Genomic DNA, 17,952 nt, shown 5'->3' on the forward strand with positions numbered 1-17,952 from the left:
TTATCTGTTGTTTGGTAGGCTATTTTCTTGCCTTTAAAATCACAAACTTGCTGTTGCTTTTTACCAGCTTGTGCCCACCGAAAATGTTATCTAAATCTTTGTGATAGCCTAGGTGTCTATTGGCTATTACCCACAGTTCCCCCCCTGGCTTTAAGACTTTTTTGCTTTGCTGAAACATTTGCTTGGCAATATGGCCGGATATGCTGTGTTGCTGATGGAATGGGGGGTTGTTCAATACTAAATCGGCGCTGCTTACATCTGCACCATCTAAGCAATTACTTAGGTGAAAAGAAAGTCGGTCATCGCTTAGATTGTTGTGCTGGACGTTCAACTTTGCGCTGGCAATGGCTGCCTGAGATTCATCGTAGAAATCAATTCTGGCTTCAGGGTGTAATTGTGCGGCGCGTATGCCGAGTAATCCATTGCCACAGCCTAGGTCGACTATGTTCTTATAATTGTGATTCTCTGGGAAGTTCTCTAGCAAAAAAGCCGTGCCAATATCCAGTTTTTGCTGGGAAAACACCGCTGCATGATTGAATACTTCAAGTCGATATTGTGAGAGTTGGTAAGATTTTGGATAGGGGGAATCTTTATGTTCAAGTTGCTCCGCTTTGGCAAATAGTAGGCGTGCTTTCTTTTGAGCTAAAGAGGTGTGGCTGCTGCCAATGAGTTTTTCAAATAGCTTAATGCTTTGTGTGTGTAAATTTTTACTCATCGCGCAAGCGATGATTTGAGTGTTTTTGTGGATGCAGTCACGTAGGCGATATAGTTGATCTTCTAGTTGGGCGTGACTTTTAGGTAGCTTTATTAACACCCAGTCAAATTTTTGCTTAGGCCAGGCCTGTGCGTTGTCCCAGCTTATGAGGTTTTCGCTAAGCTGATTAAGTGCCAAGTTTTGCTTGCAGGCCTGCTGGCTGATAAAGGAATCGCTGATCCAGTGGGGTTTGAAATCTGCCAGTACTGTAGAAATTGCACCAAAACTGTCGTTGACTATAAGCACCTTTTGTTCGCTTTGAATCCTACCCATGACCTCCTGCAAGAGAAGTTCATCCGCAGCATCCCAAGCCCTAAGAGGGTCGTTTTTTCTGGCGGGAAAGCGTTTTAATGTCCAGCTTTTATCCAAAAGATGGAATTGGGTCTCTGCAGCTTGTGGCATGGTAATGGCTTAACTTAAAGGCTAAGGGATAGCCGTTGTAAACTTGGATGGATGCTGTTCTGGCCGCATAAGCATAGGCATAAATCCATAAGCTCACTCCAAGCGTCGGCTTTGCGCATACCTTTGGCGGCCTTGTCGATGCCGTTAGCTTTTCGTAGCAGCAGTTCCAGCTGGGCTTTGTTTAGACGTCTTAGTGCGCCGGCAACGAGCGGTTTACGTTTGTCCCAAACGCCGGCGCTCTTGGCAGCCCAATCAAAGTTTTGGCCCTGGTCTTGAGCGTGCGCTATTTGGTTTAGGCTGCGAATTTCGCGTGCCAGTGCCCAAAGCACAGGGATGGCATCTGTGCCTTCGCTTTTCAAGCCTTGTAGTGTTCGGGTGCAGGCTTGGGCATCACCCATTAAAGCTTTGTCGGCAAGATCAAAAATATCGTAGCGTGCACTATTAGCGACCACGCTATTCATTAGTTCGCTGCTGATGTGGTGGTCTTCAGCAAGTAGCTTGAGCTTTTCAATTTCTTGAGCGGCCGCCAATAAATTACCTTCAACTCTAGCACACAAGATCTCAATGGCTTGAGGGTCTGCCGATAGATTTGCTTGTTGTAAGCGCTGCTTTATCCAGTGGGGTAGTTGAGCTGCCTTGATGGGCCAAACTTGAACGCTGTGGCCAAGTTTCTCGATGGCCTTAAACCATTTTCCTCGCTGCTGGTTTTGATCAAGCTTGCCGCTTTGAATTAACAGGATGTTATCGTCATTGGCGTTATCGCAAAACTGCTGCAGAGCCTTGCTGCCTTCTGTTCCGGGCTTGCCGCCAGGTATATTCAGTTCGATAATTTTCTTTTCAGCAAAGAGTGACATAGCATTGGCGCTATCGAGCAGCAGGTTCCAGTCAAAACTGCGATCAACATGCAGAACTTCACGTTCACTAAAGCCTTGCTTGCGAGCCGCCGCTCGAACTTCGTCAGCCATTTCTTGAGCCAGTAGGGGCTCTTTTCCGCTGATGATATAAACCGGTTTAAGCTCTTTTTTTAAACTGGCTTGTAGTTGTTCGGCGCGCAGCTTGGCCATATTTATGCTTCGTTTTGCTGACTGATTAAAGCTAGGCGACGCAAAATTTGCTGTACAATTTCATGGCGCATTTCGCGGCGTAGCTGGCGCTCTTCTTGATCCTTGCCGAGTGTGTTATTTGGATCGTAAGCGTAGCTTCGAATGGTGCTCGCTCTGGCAGAATCAAGGTAAGGCTTATCGCCTTCTTTGTATTTCATTTGAGATATCTGATAAGCGACTTGCATGTTTAGCTCATACTCGGCAGCCAAGATTTGGCTGCCTACAGATGCGGTTCTGCGATCGAAGCGCATCTTTTCCAAGTCGAGTCTGTAGTCGGGATCTGAGTCGTCCAGTGTAATGTTGTTACGTAGCAGCGCCTTTTTTAAATCTCGTAGCAACTCAGCATCTGAGGAGCTGACCTGTAGGGTGCCAATATCGCCTGCGAGATCAACTTGCCCGCGTAGTTGCCAGCCGCAAGCAGTTAGCAGGGTGAAGATGCTTAAAGCTACTGCCGAACGCATGAAAAGTTTCATTATTATCATTCCTTACAATGCTATTTAACGGCAAAGGTAACCAGTTTGTTGGGGATAACTTTGCACATTTTGATTTCTTTATCAGCTAAGAATTTCGCCACATTGCTATCGGCCTTGGCTGTTTCGATAATGCTTTGTTCTGTCGCATCGGCGGCTACAGTTATTTTGCTGCGAACTTTGCCGTTTACCTGAACTACCAGCATGATGTTAGATTGCACTAAGGCGCTCTCATCGACAGTGGGCCAATCGGCATCAATAACATCTGCGCCATTGCCTAGCGCTGCCCATAAGTGCTGTGAAATGTGAGGCGTAACTGGTGCCAATAACAGAATTGCCGCTTCTAAAGCTTCACGTTCAACGGCCAAATTTTCAGCTGTTGAGCGATCGGCCTGACGACCCACTTCATTCATCATTTCCATTACCGCGGCAATAGCCGTGTTAAAGGTTTGACGACGGCCATAGTCGTCGCTGACTTTTTTAATGGTGCTGTGTACCTTATGACGCAAACCTTCTTGTTGATCACTTAAACCGCCGCTAGGAATTTGCCCTGGCTCACCCGCTTGTAGATGGCTATAAACCGTTTTCCATAGGCGACGTAAGAAGCGGCTGGCGCCTTCTACACCTGCATCGCTCCATTCTAGAGTTTGCTCTGGTGGCGCAGCGAACATGGTAAACAAACGAACCGTATCGGCGCCGTATTGATCAACGGCAGTTTGTGGGTCGATACCATTGTTTTTAGATTTCGACATTTTAGTCATGCCGCCAGCAATTAGCGCTTGGCCATCTGCTGATTTAGCAGTGACGACTTTGCCTTTGTCATCTTTTTCTAAGTCTACCTCGGCAGGGTTAAACCAAGTCTTACTGCCGTCGTCGTTTTGCTGATAGAAAGAGTCGGCCAATACCATGCCTTGGCAAAGCAAGCGCTTAAAGGGCTCGTCAGAATTTACTAAGCCCTCGTCACGCATTAATTTGTGGAAGAAGCGAGCGTACAATAAGTGCAAAATTGCGTGCTCAATACCACCAACATACTGATCGACCGGCAGCCAGTAGTCTGCTTTTGCAGGATCAAGCATGGCGTCATCTAAATTGGCGCAGGTATAGCGAGCGTAATACCAAGAAGATTCCATAAAGGTATCGAAGGTATCAGTCTCATGCTCAACGGCTTGACCGTTGTGTTCGGCTTTGCGCCACTCGGCATCAGCTTTAATTGGGCTTTGTACGCCATCCATCTGCACATCTTCCGGCAGTAATACCGGAAGCTTTTCTAAAGGTACAGGGATCTCGCCACCTTCAGGCAGATTGAACATTGGGATGGGTGCGCCCCAATAGCGTTGGCGAGAAACCCCCCAGTCGCGTAGGCGGAAATTGGTTTTCAAGCTGCCTTTGCCTAAGGCGATTAGTTTCTCAGCGGTCGCATCAAAAGCGTCTTGGAAATCTAAACCGTCTAGCTCTGGAAAATGCTCGCCAGAGTTCATGGTTTCTGTGTCGCCTTTACGACCATACCACTCGTGCCACTCGCTGCTGTCAAAAGCTGAGTCATCATTTAGCTTACTGGCAATTACCTGTTTGATCGGTAGCTGGTAGCTATTGGCAAAAGCAAAGTCACGCTCATCGTGCGCAGGAACGGCCATGACTGCACCAGAGCCATAATCCATCAATACATAGTTTGCCACCCAGATGGCGACTTCTTCACCGCTAATGGGGTGAATCGCTTTCAAGCCGGTATCCAAGCCTTTCTTTTCCATGGTGGCCATATCGGCTTCAGCCACAGAGTTGCTCTTACATTCTTTAATGAAGTCAGCAAGTTCGGTGTTTGTCTCAGCTAATGCCAGGCTGATTGGATGCTCGGCGGCGATGCTCACATAGGTTACACCCATTACGGTATCGGGGCGGGTAGTGTAAACATCGATTTCGCTGAGGCCGGCAATTTCGCTGGCCAAAGTAAAGTTCATCTCAACGCCGGTGCTTTTGCCAATCCAGTTGCGCTGCATGGTTTTCACTTGCTCAGGCCAATCTGGAAGCTGGTCTAAGCTGCTGAGAAGCTCTTCGGCATAATCGGTAATTTTGATAAACCACTGAGGGATTTCTTTACGCTCAACTAAAGCACCTGAGCGCCAGCCGCGGCCATCCACAACCTGCTCGTTTGCAAGTACGGTTTGGTCGACTGGATCCCAGTTAACGGTGGCCATTTTCTTGTAGACCAAGCCCTTTTCGTACAGGCGGGTAAAGAACCATTGCTCCCACTTGTAGTAGTCGTTGCGACAGGTGGCAAGCTCTCGAGACCAGTCAAAGCCAAAGCCTAGGGATTTAAGTTGCCCCTTCATGTATTCGATGTTGCTGTAGGTCCATTTGGCAGGAGCGGTCTTATTTTGAATGGCGGCGTTTTCAGCAGGCAGGCCGAAAGCATCCCAACCCATAGGGTGTAGGACATTCTTACCTTGCATACGCTGGTAGCGAGAGATTACGTCGGTAATGGTGTAGTTGCGCACATGGCCCATGTGCAGCTTGCCACTAGGGTAGGGGAACATCGCCAGGCAGTAGAATTTGTCTTTGCTTGGATCTTCAGTAACTTCAAAGCTGCGTTTGGCATCCCAATGTTTCTGGGCATGCTGTTCGATGTTTTGTGGCAGGTATTGCTCTTCCATATCTCTCTATCAACCGGGGTGGCAAAAAGGTCAGATTATACTGCCCTAGGCCCCCGGCTGTCAGGTGATTTGCTTGAGCTTTATGGCTGGAAAGTACTATTTTTTCTTGTCTTTCTTCTGGTACAAGCTTTCTTCGCCTTCTGGGCGAGTTTTAAAGCGGCGATGCATCCAAAGATATTCTGCTGGGTGCTTTCGTACATGGGCCTCAACTGTGGCACTGAATCGCTCGATATCAGCGTGAACGTCGTTGCTAGGGAAGTTCTCCATCGGGCTGATTTCAACCTCATAGCCCTTGGCAGTACGGTAGCCGCAAGTAAATACAACTCTGGCATTCGCTGCCGTTGCTAGGGTGCTTGGGGTGGTAACGGTGGCTGTTTGAATACCGAAAAACGGCACAAATATACTGTTCTTTCGCCCTAGGTCATGATCAGCTGCAATTAGTCCAGTATGGCCCTCTCGCATATATTCGACAAATCGGCTGACACGCTTATTTGAAACCAACTCTAAATTGAAGCGATTCCTTCCTTTTTGTGCCACATATTCCCAAAACGGGTTGTTGTGTACGCGGAAAAGTATTTTCATGCTGTGCTCAAGGGCCAGGGGGCCATAGGCTGGCTCTAAGCAGCTGTTATGCATCGCTAAAGCTAGAATCGCTTCACCATCTCGTTTTTGGAGGTGTTCCAAGCCAATAATATTGTGCATTTTTCGAATGCGCGAGAGACGACCAAACCAAATCAAGCCAGACTCCCACAGTGCCATGCCGGCATTGGCAAAGCTCTGTTTGGCTATGCTTTCTCGCTCGGATTCGCTCTTTTCTGGAAAGCACAGCTCTAGATTGCGAAGCGTCACTCGGCGTCTGCTTTTTGCAACACTGTAAACCAATTTCCCAGTGGCGCTACCTAAGCTTCGAATAGCAGGTAATGGTAAGCGACCTACAAACCACAAGATGGCAAACCAAAGCCAAAGCGGCCAAAATTTGGGGTGTACGAAATACCAGCGAAATTGGTCTAGATTTTCGTGTCGACGCGACATGTGGTGTTACCAGTGATTAAAAGCTGGGATGGTACCCCAGACGCCCTCCATTGTGGAGCGGCGCGCATGGGGATTGGGTCACTCTATTCGGTAAATAGGCAGTTAGCAGCAGCCACCCGAAGAGCTTTGTGTTGAATCTTTTTCTTGATCGTAAGGTAAGCTGGTGCCACAGCCCTCAAAAATACCAAAGTGAGTATCCCAGCTCCCATAAAACTCAAAATGCTTAGCAAAACGACTTTCATGCAGCATTCGGTAAGTGTTGCCGCAAACCGGGAATAAGCGGCCTTTATCGATGTGGTGATGCTTATCTAAAATGAAGGCTTGCTCTTGTCCTTCAACGCCACCTAAGTATCTAACGGCTTGTCCGTAATCTTCGCAAAATGGCTCCAGGCCGCTAATTTTAAATAATCGATAGGTAGCCGAGTAAAAACCAATATGGCCGATGCGCTCTATTACGGAGTCATTATTGAGCCCAAGAGGGCGGTCTTCCACTAGTCGTGGGTCGGCAAAGCCGCAGGCCTTGGCGAGATTGTGAAAATCGTTCCAGTATAAAGCCCCGCTTAAGCACTCACCGTATAGCTCGGGATCTGTGCGTAGTGTATCGGGTACGCGGCGATCGCTATAGACATCCGAAAAGTACATCTCGCCACCTTCTTTTAATAGGTGGTGGCAGTGTTTTAAAACGGCTTCTTTATCTTGGCACAGATTAATGACACAGTTGGAAACAATTAGGTCAAAACTACCCGGCTCAAGATTGAGCTCATCCAGTTGTTCTAGATAACCTTTATGGAATTCAACATTACTTTTTGAATGGCCGAAGGCATTGGCGTGGTAGTCGCGGTGTTGCTGGGCAATAGCGAGCTGCTCGTCGGTCATGTCGACACCTGCGATGTGACCTTGTTCTCCGACCATGGCTGACAGCGTGTAAACATCCATACCAGAGCCAGAGCCAAGATCCAGAATCTTAAGTCCCTCGATAGATTGGGGAATGATAAGGCCGCAGCCATAATAGTGGCCTGATACTTCAGGGTGAATCTTCTTTTGTATATCTCTAATGTTTTGCGGTGGTGCTTCTAAAGTACAGCAAGCGTCGGTTTTCAAATCTTCGCTACCTGCTAATGTCTTGCCGTAATATTCTTTAACGTCTTCGCGCATTGTTGTCAGCCTATCCAAAAGTACATTAATGGCAGGCACCATAGCGGTAGTGCTTGCCCTGCGCAAGACGCTGCTACTATGATTTGTCTAATTGTTTGTTCACAAAATTATCACCGCCAAGCTTAAGGTCTGTTATGAGCTCTGAATTCGACCGTATTATTGATCGTGACCCTAAATACTCCTTTAAATGGAACCGTTACAAAGGACGTGATGTTATCCCTTGCTGGGTGGCTGATATGGATTTTGCGGCGCCTGAATCTGTGCGTGAGGCTATTAGTGAGTTTAATCAGCAGGGAGTATTGGGCTACCTAAAGCCAGAAGAGTATGAGGAGGGCCGTCACGCTATTGTGGATTGGATCGAGTATCGTCATGGTTGTCGAATCCCTGAAGAATGGATTGTCTGGATGCCAGGTGTAGTGCCTGGTTTTAATATAGCTTGTCGTGCATATTCAGAAGCGGGCGACAGCTTAATTGTGCAGACTCCAAATTATCCACCTATTTTACAGGCCCATAAGAATCACCAGCTGGAAAGTTTAGCAGTACCTGTTCTGCAGACCGATAGCGGTGCTGAGCTGGATTTTGATTTAATCGAGAAGTATGCCGCGCGCAGTCGCAGCAAAATGATGATCCTTTGTAATCCAATGAATCCAAACGGCAAGGTGCTTAGCCCTGAGAGTCTGCAAAAGTTAGGCAATATTTGCGATAAGCATGACGTGATACTGGTTAGCGATGAGATTCATTGCGATCTAATTATCGAGCCAGGCGTCAAGCATACACCAGCATTTAGCCTAGAAGCTCTGCAGAAGCGCTCGGTAACTTTGATGTCAGCAGCGAAGACATTCAATATTGCTGGCCTAGGGGTTTCGTTTGGCGTTATTCCTGATGCGGGTATGCGACGTCGCTTTGCTAAGGCGGCCAATGGTTTGGTTCCCTGGGCAAATGTACTGGGCTTGCTGGCAACTACGGCGGCTTTTAATGGCGCTCGTCAATGGCATGCAGAGTTATTGGACTACCTGCACAGTAACAGGGTTTTGTTAAAACGAGCGGTTGATAGCACCCCGGGCTTGGAGATGCTTTGCGCAGAAGCTACGTTTTTGGCTTGGATTGATGCTCGCGGGCTTGGGGTGTCTGACCCTCAGCTATGGTTTGAGGAGCGTGGCATTGGCCCATCTCCAGGTGCAGACTTTGCTGCGCAAGGATTTGCTAGGATTAACTTTGCCTGTTCAAAGCAACAACTGCAGTTAATTAGTGAGCGTTTATAGGGCTTGTTGATCAAAGTTTCAAGTGAGACTTGTGCCCATTACGACTTATGCCCTTCACTACTTTCTGGCAATAGGAATTTAGCAGTTAAAAGTACTAGTTCCTTTTGTCGGTTTAATTCTTTGGCCTTGGGCTATAGGCCCATTTAGCTTTCCTTTTCGTAGCTTTGTATGGTTTTTCGCCGGGGCTACTTGAACCTATTCAAGCACTTAATATGATTCGAATGTTAGTGTGATGCGCGTCACATTTGCGGTCGATTTTAGGGGCGGGGGTGATCCCCATAAAACCCTGCTCTATTCGGTGCTTTTGCTGGGATAGAAATTCAATAAATGGCAGAGTTTTAGTACCCGTCGTTTAATTTTTATCACTGTTTAACTCTCCGGCCTCTCAATTTGTCTTTGTCGCGCAACCCCAGTTTCTGGGCATGCCTAACTAAATTCAGATAGCTCGTTGTATGGGCAATGAATTTTTGTAGTTTTAAGCAGGCTTTTGGCATTCGGGCGCGCATAACCGTTTATCAACAGGCTTAGCTCCAGGGAAACAAGTACGCACACGCGTGGCTGTTGTTGCCTATGCTGAATTGAATAGGCACAAGATTAATCATCATCGAATATTTTCAGGAAGCTGTCATGGTTGACTTATCAGTTGGAATTAATGCCCAAAATCTTTCATCAGCTGGCGTAGTAGTTGCCGTACAGGGAGTTGTAAACAATATTGCAAATGGCGAGCTTATGCAGGCTGGCATGGCTGTCAACCTCGGAGACGCCGTTCAAACAGCTAAAAACGCCAGTATCGTGATCCGTTTTCTTGAAGGCGGAGCGCTTGCCATGGGGGCCAATCAGTCGGCTGTGATTGATGAGGGTTTAATCGATCGATTGCAAACTTTCGAGGAGTCCTCAGAAGCTGAAGAGGATATGGAGTTTGCCAGTCTTGTTGAAGCATTAGAGCGTGGAGAGAGTATTGAAGAATTACTGCCTGCAACAGCCGCTGGTGGTGATGGTGCTGGTGGTAGCTCCCTAGGAAATGGTGTGCGCTTTGAATATACCGGAGGGCAGGTACTCCCTCAGGCTGGGTTCGGCTCTGGTGCCGGCGCTGGCGGCGCTTCTGCTTTGGGTGATGGCTTCGGAGCAGGTGATGGCGATGGCAATGGTATTCCCGCGCCAGGAGAGTTGTCGCTTGCTGTAGTTCAAGATGCCAATGGTGATGGATTTATCAATATTGCTGAAAATGATGGCCAGATTACAGTTTCCATCGCTTTGCCCGATGGTTTGCTTCCTGGCTCATCGATTGTTGTTAATGGTGTAGTGGTGGGGCTTACGCAGGCTGATATTGAGGCAGGAAGCGTTGCGGTTAACTTACCTTTGCCAGAAGATGGCGAGACATTAGAAATCTCTGCGACGCCATTTAACCCAGCAGGCGTCTCGGGCGAAACCGCTACTACGTCTATAACCGTAGATATCACACCTCCATTATTAACAGTTGACCCATTACCCCCAACTAATGACACCACGCCAACTATTAGCGGAACCGGTGAGCCGGGAAATCAGGTCACTATCACGGATCCTACTGGTAAGGTGATTGGAACGACAACAGTTGATCCGGATGGTAATTGGGAGATTATTCCCACAGATCCAATTGATGAGCCCGGTACTGATGTAACGGTAAGCACGGTTGATCCGGCGGGCAATGAAAGCACCGAAGAAGAAAATATTGTTATTGATACCACTCCGCCCGGTGGTGGTACGGAAAAACCTACAGTTTCTATCCCGGAAGCAGAAAGCGGGGTTAACAAAGAAGAAATCGAAAATGGTATCCAAGTTATCGTAGGGCTGCCTTCAGGTACTGGCCCGGGTGATACTGTGGTTGTTACCGTCACCTTGCCTAGCGGCGAAACAATTGATGTGACCTCCGTTGTCGAGCCTGGGGAAGAAGGTTCTAAGGAAGTTACGGTTCCGGTTAATGTGTTGCCCTCACCTCCCGACGGTAATTATGTTGTACAAGTTACGGTTGTAGATCCTGCGGGCAATGTCAGCCTGCCAAGTGATCCAGTTGATTTTATTATCGATACGATAGCGCCTGGAGAGGGCGGCGAAATCACAGCGCCAATCGTCACCATTCCAGAAGCGGAAGACAATGTTGATGAAGAAGAGCTCGAAGATGGAGTGCAGGTACAAATTGTTCTTCCATCCGGCACCGAGCCTGGAGATAAGGTTACCGTAAAGGTGACTTTGCCTAGCGGAGGAACGGAGGAGATAGAGTATATCGTTGGCCCCGAAGACGGCGGCAGCGTTGAAGTAACTATCCCAACAAGTATTTTGCCAGAGCCTCCTGGGGGTGAATACCAAGTCGTTGTGGATGTTACGGATAAAGCTGGTAATACCAGTGAGCCGAGTACACCAGAGCCTTTTGTTATTGATATCGTTGATGAAACCCCGCCTCCTCAGCCTAGTATTTCCTTTGTTGAAGATGCAAACAAAGATGGCTACTTTAACTTCGATGAGTCGACTGCAAATGTAGATGCCGAAATTGACGTGGTTGTAACTCTTGACCCTAATACGCCTATTGGCAGTGTCTTAACGGTAACTATTGATGGTGCGAATACAACAGTAGCTGTTACTCAGCAATTGTTAAATGAAGGCCAGCTAACAATTACCGTGCCCCAGCCAAATGATGGTTCGGTATTGTCAGTCGTCGCCAAAGTAACCAGTGAAGCCGGTGTTGATAGTCCAAATGCCGAAGGCAGCTTAATCGTTGATGTTACTGACTTTAAAGGTGCTAACCCCGGGCTGAGTGTTGAGCTTAGTACCGATGCCAATAATGATGGAACCATTAATTCTGCAGAATCTTTGAATGCCAGTAGGGCAGGCGGTGTTGATGTTCTTATCAATTTGCCTGCCGGCGCAAAAGCCGGTGATAAATTAATTGTCAGCGTTACAGGTCAGTCTCCTCGAGAAATTATTGTTTCTGATACGGATATCGGCAACGGTACAGTGCAATTTACTGTTGATGCTTTGGGGCATGGGCAAACATTGGAAGTCCAGGCACAAATTTTTGATGCTGCGGGTAATGTGAGCGAGCAGGCCAGCGATTCGGCAACCATGAATCTCCAGCCGATGCGTTCTCCTGCGATTGTTTTTGTTGATGATAGTAGTGGCGATGGCGAAGTAAACAAGGAAGAGGTCGGAACCAAAACAGAGCTAACCGTCGATATTATTTTGCCTGCGGGTGTCGAGCCTGGGGATAAATTAATAGTTGTAGTGGATGGTAGTGAAAGAGAGATACCCATTACCCAGCAAATTATTGATGACAAAAAAGTCTCGATAACAGTACCAACACCAGGTGATGGTGAAACGGTCAATGTAAAGGCGAAAGTAGAAGACCCTACTGGAGAGTCTGGTCCAGAGAGTGAAAAAGAAGTTGAAATGAAAGTGCCTGAGTTGAGTTCAGGTTTATCCGTTTCAATCTTGGAAGATAGTGATGACGATGGTGAACTTAGTACAGCAGAGTTAAATGGTTCAAGTGAGATAACTGTCGAGGTTACCTTGCCCAACGGTGCAAAAGAGGGCGATACCTTAATTTTAGAAGTAAACAATGTTCCACAAACTATCACCATTACAGATGCCCATGTGCAAAGTGGAAGCATCGAAGTATTAACAGCTGCACCTGCTGCGAATCAGACTATTCAGGTTAAAGCTGAAGTATTTGATGCTGCGGGTAATTCATCTGAACCAGCTACAGACAGCGTTAGCATGGCTGCAAGCACTGTCTCTGGTGCGCCAAGTGTTAACTTTACCGACGATCTTGATGGTAATGGCTTTCTTAATGCGGCGGAGTCCGCTGGGCTGACTAATTTAAGCATTCAATTTGATTTGCCCGCTGGTTTGAGTGACGGCGATAAACTGATTTATCAACTTAACGGTGGTACCCCCATTACTCTGGATATCAGCCAAGCTGATATCGATGCGGGCTTTGTAAGTACAAGTAGTCTAGTTCCGCAAAGTGGTACAACAGTGGCTATTAGTTCGCATGTGGAGCAAGCTGGGGTCGCAGGCCCAACTGGTCAGGGGCAGCTTATAGTCGACACGTCAGATTTAAGTGCTCTCAATATTGAAATCGTTGAGGACCTTAATAATGATGGCTTTATTAATGCTGCAGAGCGACAAGGCGCATTAGATGTAAGAGTCGATTTACCTGCGGATGCTGCGATTGGAGATCGATTAGTTCTTATCAGCAATTCTGGTGCTCCGCGTGCTTACACATTAACTTCCGATCAAGTAGCGGCCGGGGAATTGGTGGTTTCCTACGATATGCCCGCCGATGGAGTGACCTTTGAAGTTAAGGCTACTTTAAGCGATGCGGCTGGTAATACTTCTGGTGAGGTGTCTGATAGTGCGCAAATCGATGTGAGTGGCTTGGATGCACCAATCATCACTTTTGTAGATGATAATTCTCCTGGTGATGGTTTGTTGAATGACGGGGAGTTAGCGGGCAAACCTACTGTTAGTGTCGAAATTGCTTTGCCTATTGGTACTCAAATTGATGATGTCTTGGTTTACAGCGTTGATGGTGGCCCAGAGCAAACCATCGTAATAGATCAATCTCACATTGATGCTGGTTTAGTATCTATAAGCCTCCCTATTCCGCAAGATGGTGCGACTATTGAGGTTGCGGCTTCGGTGCGTGATAAAGCGGGCAATGACGGTGAGCTTGGTCAAGCTACTGTTTCTGTAGATTTGAGTGATTTAAATAGTGGCTTAAGCATAAACATCCTAGAAGATGCCGACGACAATGGTGTTATCAGCATTGCTGAGCAGGATGGTGCAGTTGATGTACGTATTGGGCTGCCCGCTGGTGCTCAAGTTGGAGATAGCTTGAGGGTTGAAGCCGCAGCGAATACCCCAACACTAATAACAATCACGGCTGATCATTTAAGCAATGGTTATGTAGATGTATCGTTGAACTCTGTGAGCCAAGGTAATGACTTTGTTGTTACAGCGTCAATCAGTGATGCTGCGGGTAATAGTTCTGACCCAGTTAGCGCAAGTGCACTTGTTGAAGGTAAGGCTCAAGTTAAGCCTGGTATTAGAATTGTCGAAGATGCGAATAACGATGGCAAGATTGTTGCCAATGAACTAAATGGTGACGTGGATGTAGAGGTGACTCTGCCTGCTAGCGTTCAGCCTGGCGACAATGTTGTTTTAAAAACGAATACCGGCCAAGAGCTTTCTCAAATTATCACCCAAGCAGATATTGATCGTGGGTCTATAACATTTCAGGTAGACCCAGTTGCGGATGGTGAAACTCTTAGCCTTGAATCTTATATTGAAAATTCAGATGGTGAGGCCGGTGAGTCGGCCGCAGAGTCTGTAGACTTTGTGACCTCATCAAGCTCAGTGCCCTTTATTACATCTATCTACGATGATGTAGACCCGATTGTTGGAAAGATGGCCAGCGGCGCTATTAGTAATGATCCGAAGCCGCAACTGCAAGGTATCGGTGAAAGAGGTGATGTCATCAATATTTATCTTGATGGCGTGCTAATTGGAAAGACAGATGTTCGCGATGATGGTTCCTGGGCTTTTGATGTGCAAGCAGAGTTGGCCGAAGATGATTATGTGTTCACGGTCAGCAGCACCAATAGTGATGGAAACGAGAGTGCGCAGAGCGCACCGTTTAACTATACGGTAGATCTTACAGCTCCCACGGCAATCATTAATTTTGTCGGTGAAGATGATGTTGGGCCAGTTACAGGGCCTATATCGGATGGTGATACCATCGATGATAGTGTGCCGACTTTTAGTGGTCGCGCAGAGCCTGGCACTACCATCAATGTTTATGACAATGGCAAGTTGATAGCCACTGGCATCGAAGTAGGGCCTAACGGAAATTGGACCTTTGAGCCAAGTCCGGCACTCGCAAATGGTGCCCATGCTATTAGCGTTACTGCTGTTGATAGCGCTGGCAATGAATCGGACCCTGTTGGTCCGCTAGGCTTTGTTATTGACACTGCGTCTCCGGGCTCCCCAAGTATTGTTCGTGTTCTTGATGATGTAGGCAATGAAGACGGTCGTACTGAAACAATTTCTCCGGACGGTGTTAGTAATGATAGCCGGCCAACAGTAGAAGGTACCGGGCCCATCGGTGCCACCATTTCTGTTTACGACAAGGATCCTAGCAGCGGCGGAGTAAAAATTGGTGAGGCTGTTGTTGATGGCGAAGGTAAATGGACGTTTACTCCAGCAGATGGTGATGAGTTGGCCGATGGCACATATGAGTTTTATGCTGATGCCAGTATTGCGGGTGGGCCGGCCAGTGCAGCCACTGGCCCTTATATCATCACCGTAGATACCGTCGCACCGGATAAGCCTGGAACAGATTCCCTTAACGCTGAAGATGATATTGGTGCGTCAACCGGTCCAATTAATAATGGCGAGACCACGGATGATTCTAAGCCGCGTCTACATGGCAAGGTGGATGAGCCGAATGGAAAAGTTGTTATTACTATTGATCCGGGTACCGATAATGAGCGCGTTGTAACAGTTGATGTGGATGATGAGGGTAACTGGGAATACACTCCAGAACCGCCTTTGGTGGATGGCCCTCATTCAGTTCAGATAGCGGTAATTGATGAGGCGGGCAATGGCCCTGGTGATCCTAGCGATCCTCTTACTTTTACTGTTGATACCAGTGACATCACTGTATCAATCGACAAGGCGGTTGATGATGTTCCGACTCCGGGTGAAGCCCCGGGTACCACAAAAGATATAAACGATGGCGGGCAAACAAACGATCTTACTCCGCTAATTGTTGGTAGTGCCAAGGTCGGTGCTGAGGTCACCTTGGAGGTTAATGGTAAAACCTATGGGCCAGTTACCGCTGATGGTGACGGCGTTTGGTCTATTCAAATTACCGATGATCTACCCGAAGGTGCTGTTGAGTTTACGGCGACGGCCAAAGATGCGGCGGGCAATGATGTTGAGGATACTTTCACGCTCAATATTGATGTTACTGCTAGCCCAGCACCAATCATTAATGATGCTGACGATAATGTTGGTAAGGTGCAGGGTAAATTAAACAGTGGTGATCACACTGACGATAATACGCCAAAAATTAATGGTACCGGTACAGCCGGCGAGACTATTCGTATTTATAAAGATGGCGATGTCGTTGATGAAGTGAAAGTAAAAGGCGATGGAAGTTGGACTTATACACCAACTGATGCTTTGCCTGAGGGTGAGCACACTTATACGGCCACTAGTGTTGATCCAGCAGGAAATGAATCGCAGCCAAGTGATCCATTTGTGTTGACTATAGATCGGACTAACCCTGATGCTGTTGAAAATTTTAAAGGTTTTGATGATGTTGGTTTAGTAGTCGGAGACATCGTAAATAACAGCACTATTGATGATGCGGTACCTGAGTTTACTGGCGAAGTTGCTATGGCAGAATTTGACGCCGGCTCAACCGTTACAGTGATCATTAGAGATGGTGGCGGTCAAATTGTTCAGACAATTGAAGGCGTAGTGCTTAGTGCAGGCGCCAATGTTGGTGATCCCGCAACGTGGTCGGCATCACCAAGTCCTGCCCTTGGTAATGGTTCATTTACAGTTACTGCGAAGGTTGTTGATAAAGCAGGAAATGAGTCTGATGAAAGTAGCAGTTTAAACTTCGATATTAATACTGCGTCTCCGGGCTCCCCAAGTATTGTTCGTGTTCTTGATGATGTAGGCAATGAAGACGGTCGTACTGAAACAATTTCTCCGGACGGTGTTAGTAATGATAGCCGGCCAACAGTAGAAGGTACCGGGCCCATCGGTGCCACCATTTCTGTTTACGACAAGGATCCTAGCAGCGGCGGAGTAAAAATTGGTGAGGCTGTTGTTGATGGCGAAGGTAAATGGACGTTTACTCCAGCAGTTGGTGATGAGTTGGCCGATGGCACATATGAGTTTTATGCTGATGCCAGTATTGCGGGTGGGCCGGCCAGTGCAGCCACTGGCCCTTATATCATCACCGTAGATACCGTCGCACCGGATAAGCCTGGAACAGATTCCCTTAACGCTGAAGATGATATTGGTGCGTCAACCGGTCCAATTAATAATGGCGAGACCACGGATGATTCTAAGCCGCGTCTACATGGCAAGGTGGATGAGCCGAATGGAAAAGTTGTTATTACTATTGATCCGGGTACAGATAATGAGCGCGTTGTAACAGTTGATGTGGATGATGAGGGTAACTGGGAATACACTCCAGAACCGCCTTTGGTGGATGGCCCTCATTCAGTTCAGATAGCGGTAATTGATGAGGCGGGCAATGGCCCTGGTGATCCTAGCGACCCTCTTACTTTTACTGTTGATACCAGTGACATCACTGTATCAATCGACAAGGCGGTTGATGATGTTCCGACTCCGGGTGAAGCACCGGGTACCACAAAAGATATAAACGATGGCGGGCAAACAAACGATCTTACTCCGCTAATTGTTGGTAGTGCCAAGGTCGGTGCTGAGGTCACCTTGGAGGTTAATGGTAAAACCTATGGGCCAGTTACCGCTGATGGTGACGGCGTTTGGTCTATTCAAATTACCGATGATCTACCCGAAGGTGCTGTTGAGTTTACGGCGACGGCCAAAGATGCGGCGGGCAATGATGTTGAGGATACTTTCACGCTCAATATTGATGTTACTGCTAGCCCAGCACCAATCATTAATGATGCTGACGATAATGTTGGTAAGGTGCAGGGTAAATTAAACAGTGGTGATCACACTGACGATAATACGCCCAAAATTAATGGTACCGGTACAGCCGGCGAGACTATTCGTATTTATAAAGATGGCGATGTCGTTGATGAAGTGAAAGTAAAAGGCGATGGAAGTTGGACTTATACACCAACTGATGCTTTGCCTGAGGGTGAGCACACTTATACGGCCACTAGTGTTGATCCAGCAGGAAATGAATCGCAACCAAGTGATCCATTTGTGTTGACGGTTGATCGCACATCGCCAGACGATATTACCGATTTCATGGGTTTTGACGATGTAGGTTTGGTGCAACGCGAAATCAACGATGGGGACACCATTGATGATGCGACGCCGACGTTCAGTGGTGAAGTGAACGGTGCGGAAGTGGCG

General features: G+C 47.5%; 8 protein-coding genes. 2 read left to right on the forward strand and 6 right to left on the reverse strand.

The genetic code is table 11. The features are described from left to right. Window positions 1-19 precede the first annotated feature (19 nt). The 6 genes from Q1A41_RS19195 to Q1A41_RS19220 all read right to left on the reverse strand — a co-directional run bounded on the left by Q1A41_RS19195 (window position 20) and on the right by Q1A41_RS19220 (window position 7,564). The gene (locus Q1A41_RS19195) at window positions 20-1,156 is read right to left on the reverse strand and encodes a methyltransferase (protein WP_299982442.1); all 1,137 of its coding nucleotides are present in this window, start codon (window positions 1,154-1,156) and stop codon (window positions 20-22) included. A gap of 14 nt (window positions 1,157-1,170) precedes the next feature. Continuing rightward, complete coding sequence (gene holA / locus Q1A41_RS19200) at window positions 1,171-2,220, reverse strand: DNA polymerase III subunit delta (protein ID WP_299982445.1); 1,050 nt, start codon at window positions 2,218-2,220, stop codon at window positions 1,171-1,173. Between the two features lie 2 nt (window positions 2,221-2,222). Further along, entirely contained in the window at window positions 2,223-2,732 is a 510-nt protein-coding gene (gene lptE / locus Q1A41_RS19205; RefSeq protein ID WP_299982448.1) for an LPS assembly lipoprotein LptE, read from the reverse strand. Between the two features lie 20 nt (window positions 2,733-2,752). After that, window positions 2,753-5,377, reverse strand: coding sequence for a leucine--tRNA ligase (leuS, locus tag Q1A41_RS19210; protein WP_299982451.1), 2,625 nt, complete (start codon window positions 5,375-5,377; stop codon window positions 2,753-2,755). Window positions 5,378-5,473: 96 nt separating this feature from the next. Then, window positions 5,474-6,409, reverse strand: coding sequence for a hypothetical protein (locus Q1A41_RS19215; RefSeq protein ID WP_299982454.1), 936 nt, complete (start codon window positions 6,407-6,409; stop codon window positions 5,474-5,476). Between the two features lie 102 nt (window positions 6,410-6,511). Next, window positions 6,512-7,564, reverse strand: coding sequence for a methyltransferase domain-containing protein (locus Q1A41_RS19220; RefSeq protein WP_299982457.1), 1,053 nt, complete (start codon window positions 7,562-7,564; stop codon window positions 6,512-6,514). Between the two features lie 134 nt (window positions 7,565-7,698). Between Q1A41_RS19220 and Q1A41_RS19225 the strand changes: the two genes are divergently transcribed. Together Q1A41_RS19225 and Q1A41_RS19230 are read left to right on the forward strand one after the other, a co-directional pair. After that, window positions 7,699-8,826, forward strand: a complete 1,128-nt coding sequence (locus tag Q1A41_RS19225; protein ID WP_299982460.1) for a PatB family C-S lyase — start codon at window positions 7,699-7,701, stop codon at window positions 8,824-8,826. Between the two features lie 627 nt (window positions 8,827-9,453). Further along, the coding region (locus Q1A41_RS19230; protein WP_299982463.1) for a retention module-containing protein at window positions 9,454-17,952 on the forward strand (8,499 nt) is incomplete at its 3' end.

The organism is uncultured Pseudoteredinibacter sp. (assembly GCF_947502065.1).
Taxonomy (GTDB): Bacteria; Pseudomonadota; Gammaproteobacteria; order Pseudomonadales; family Cellvibrionaceae; genus Pseudoteredinibacter.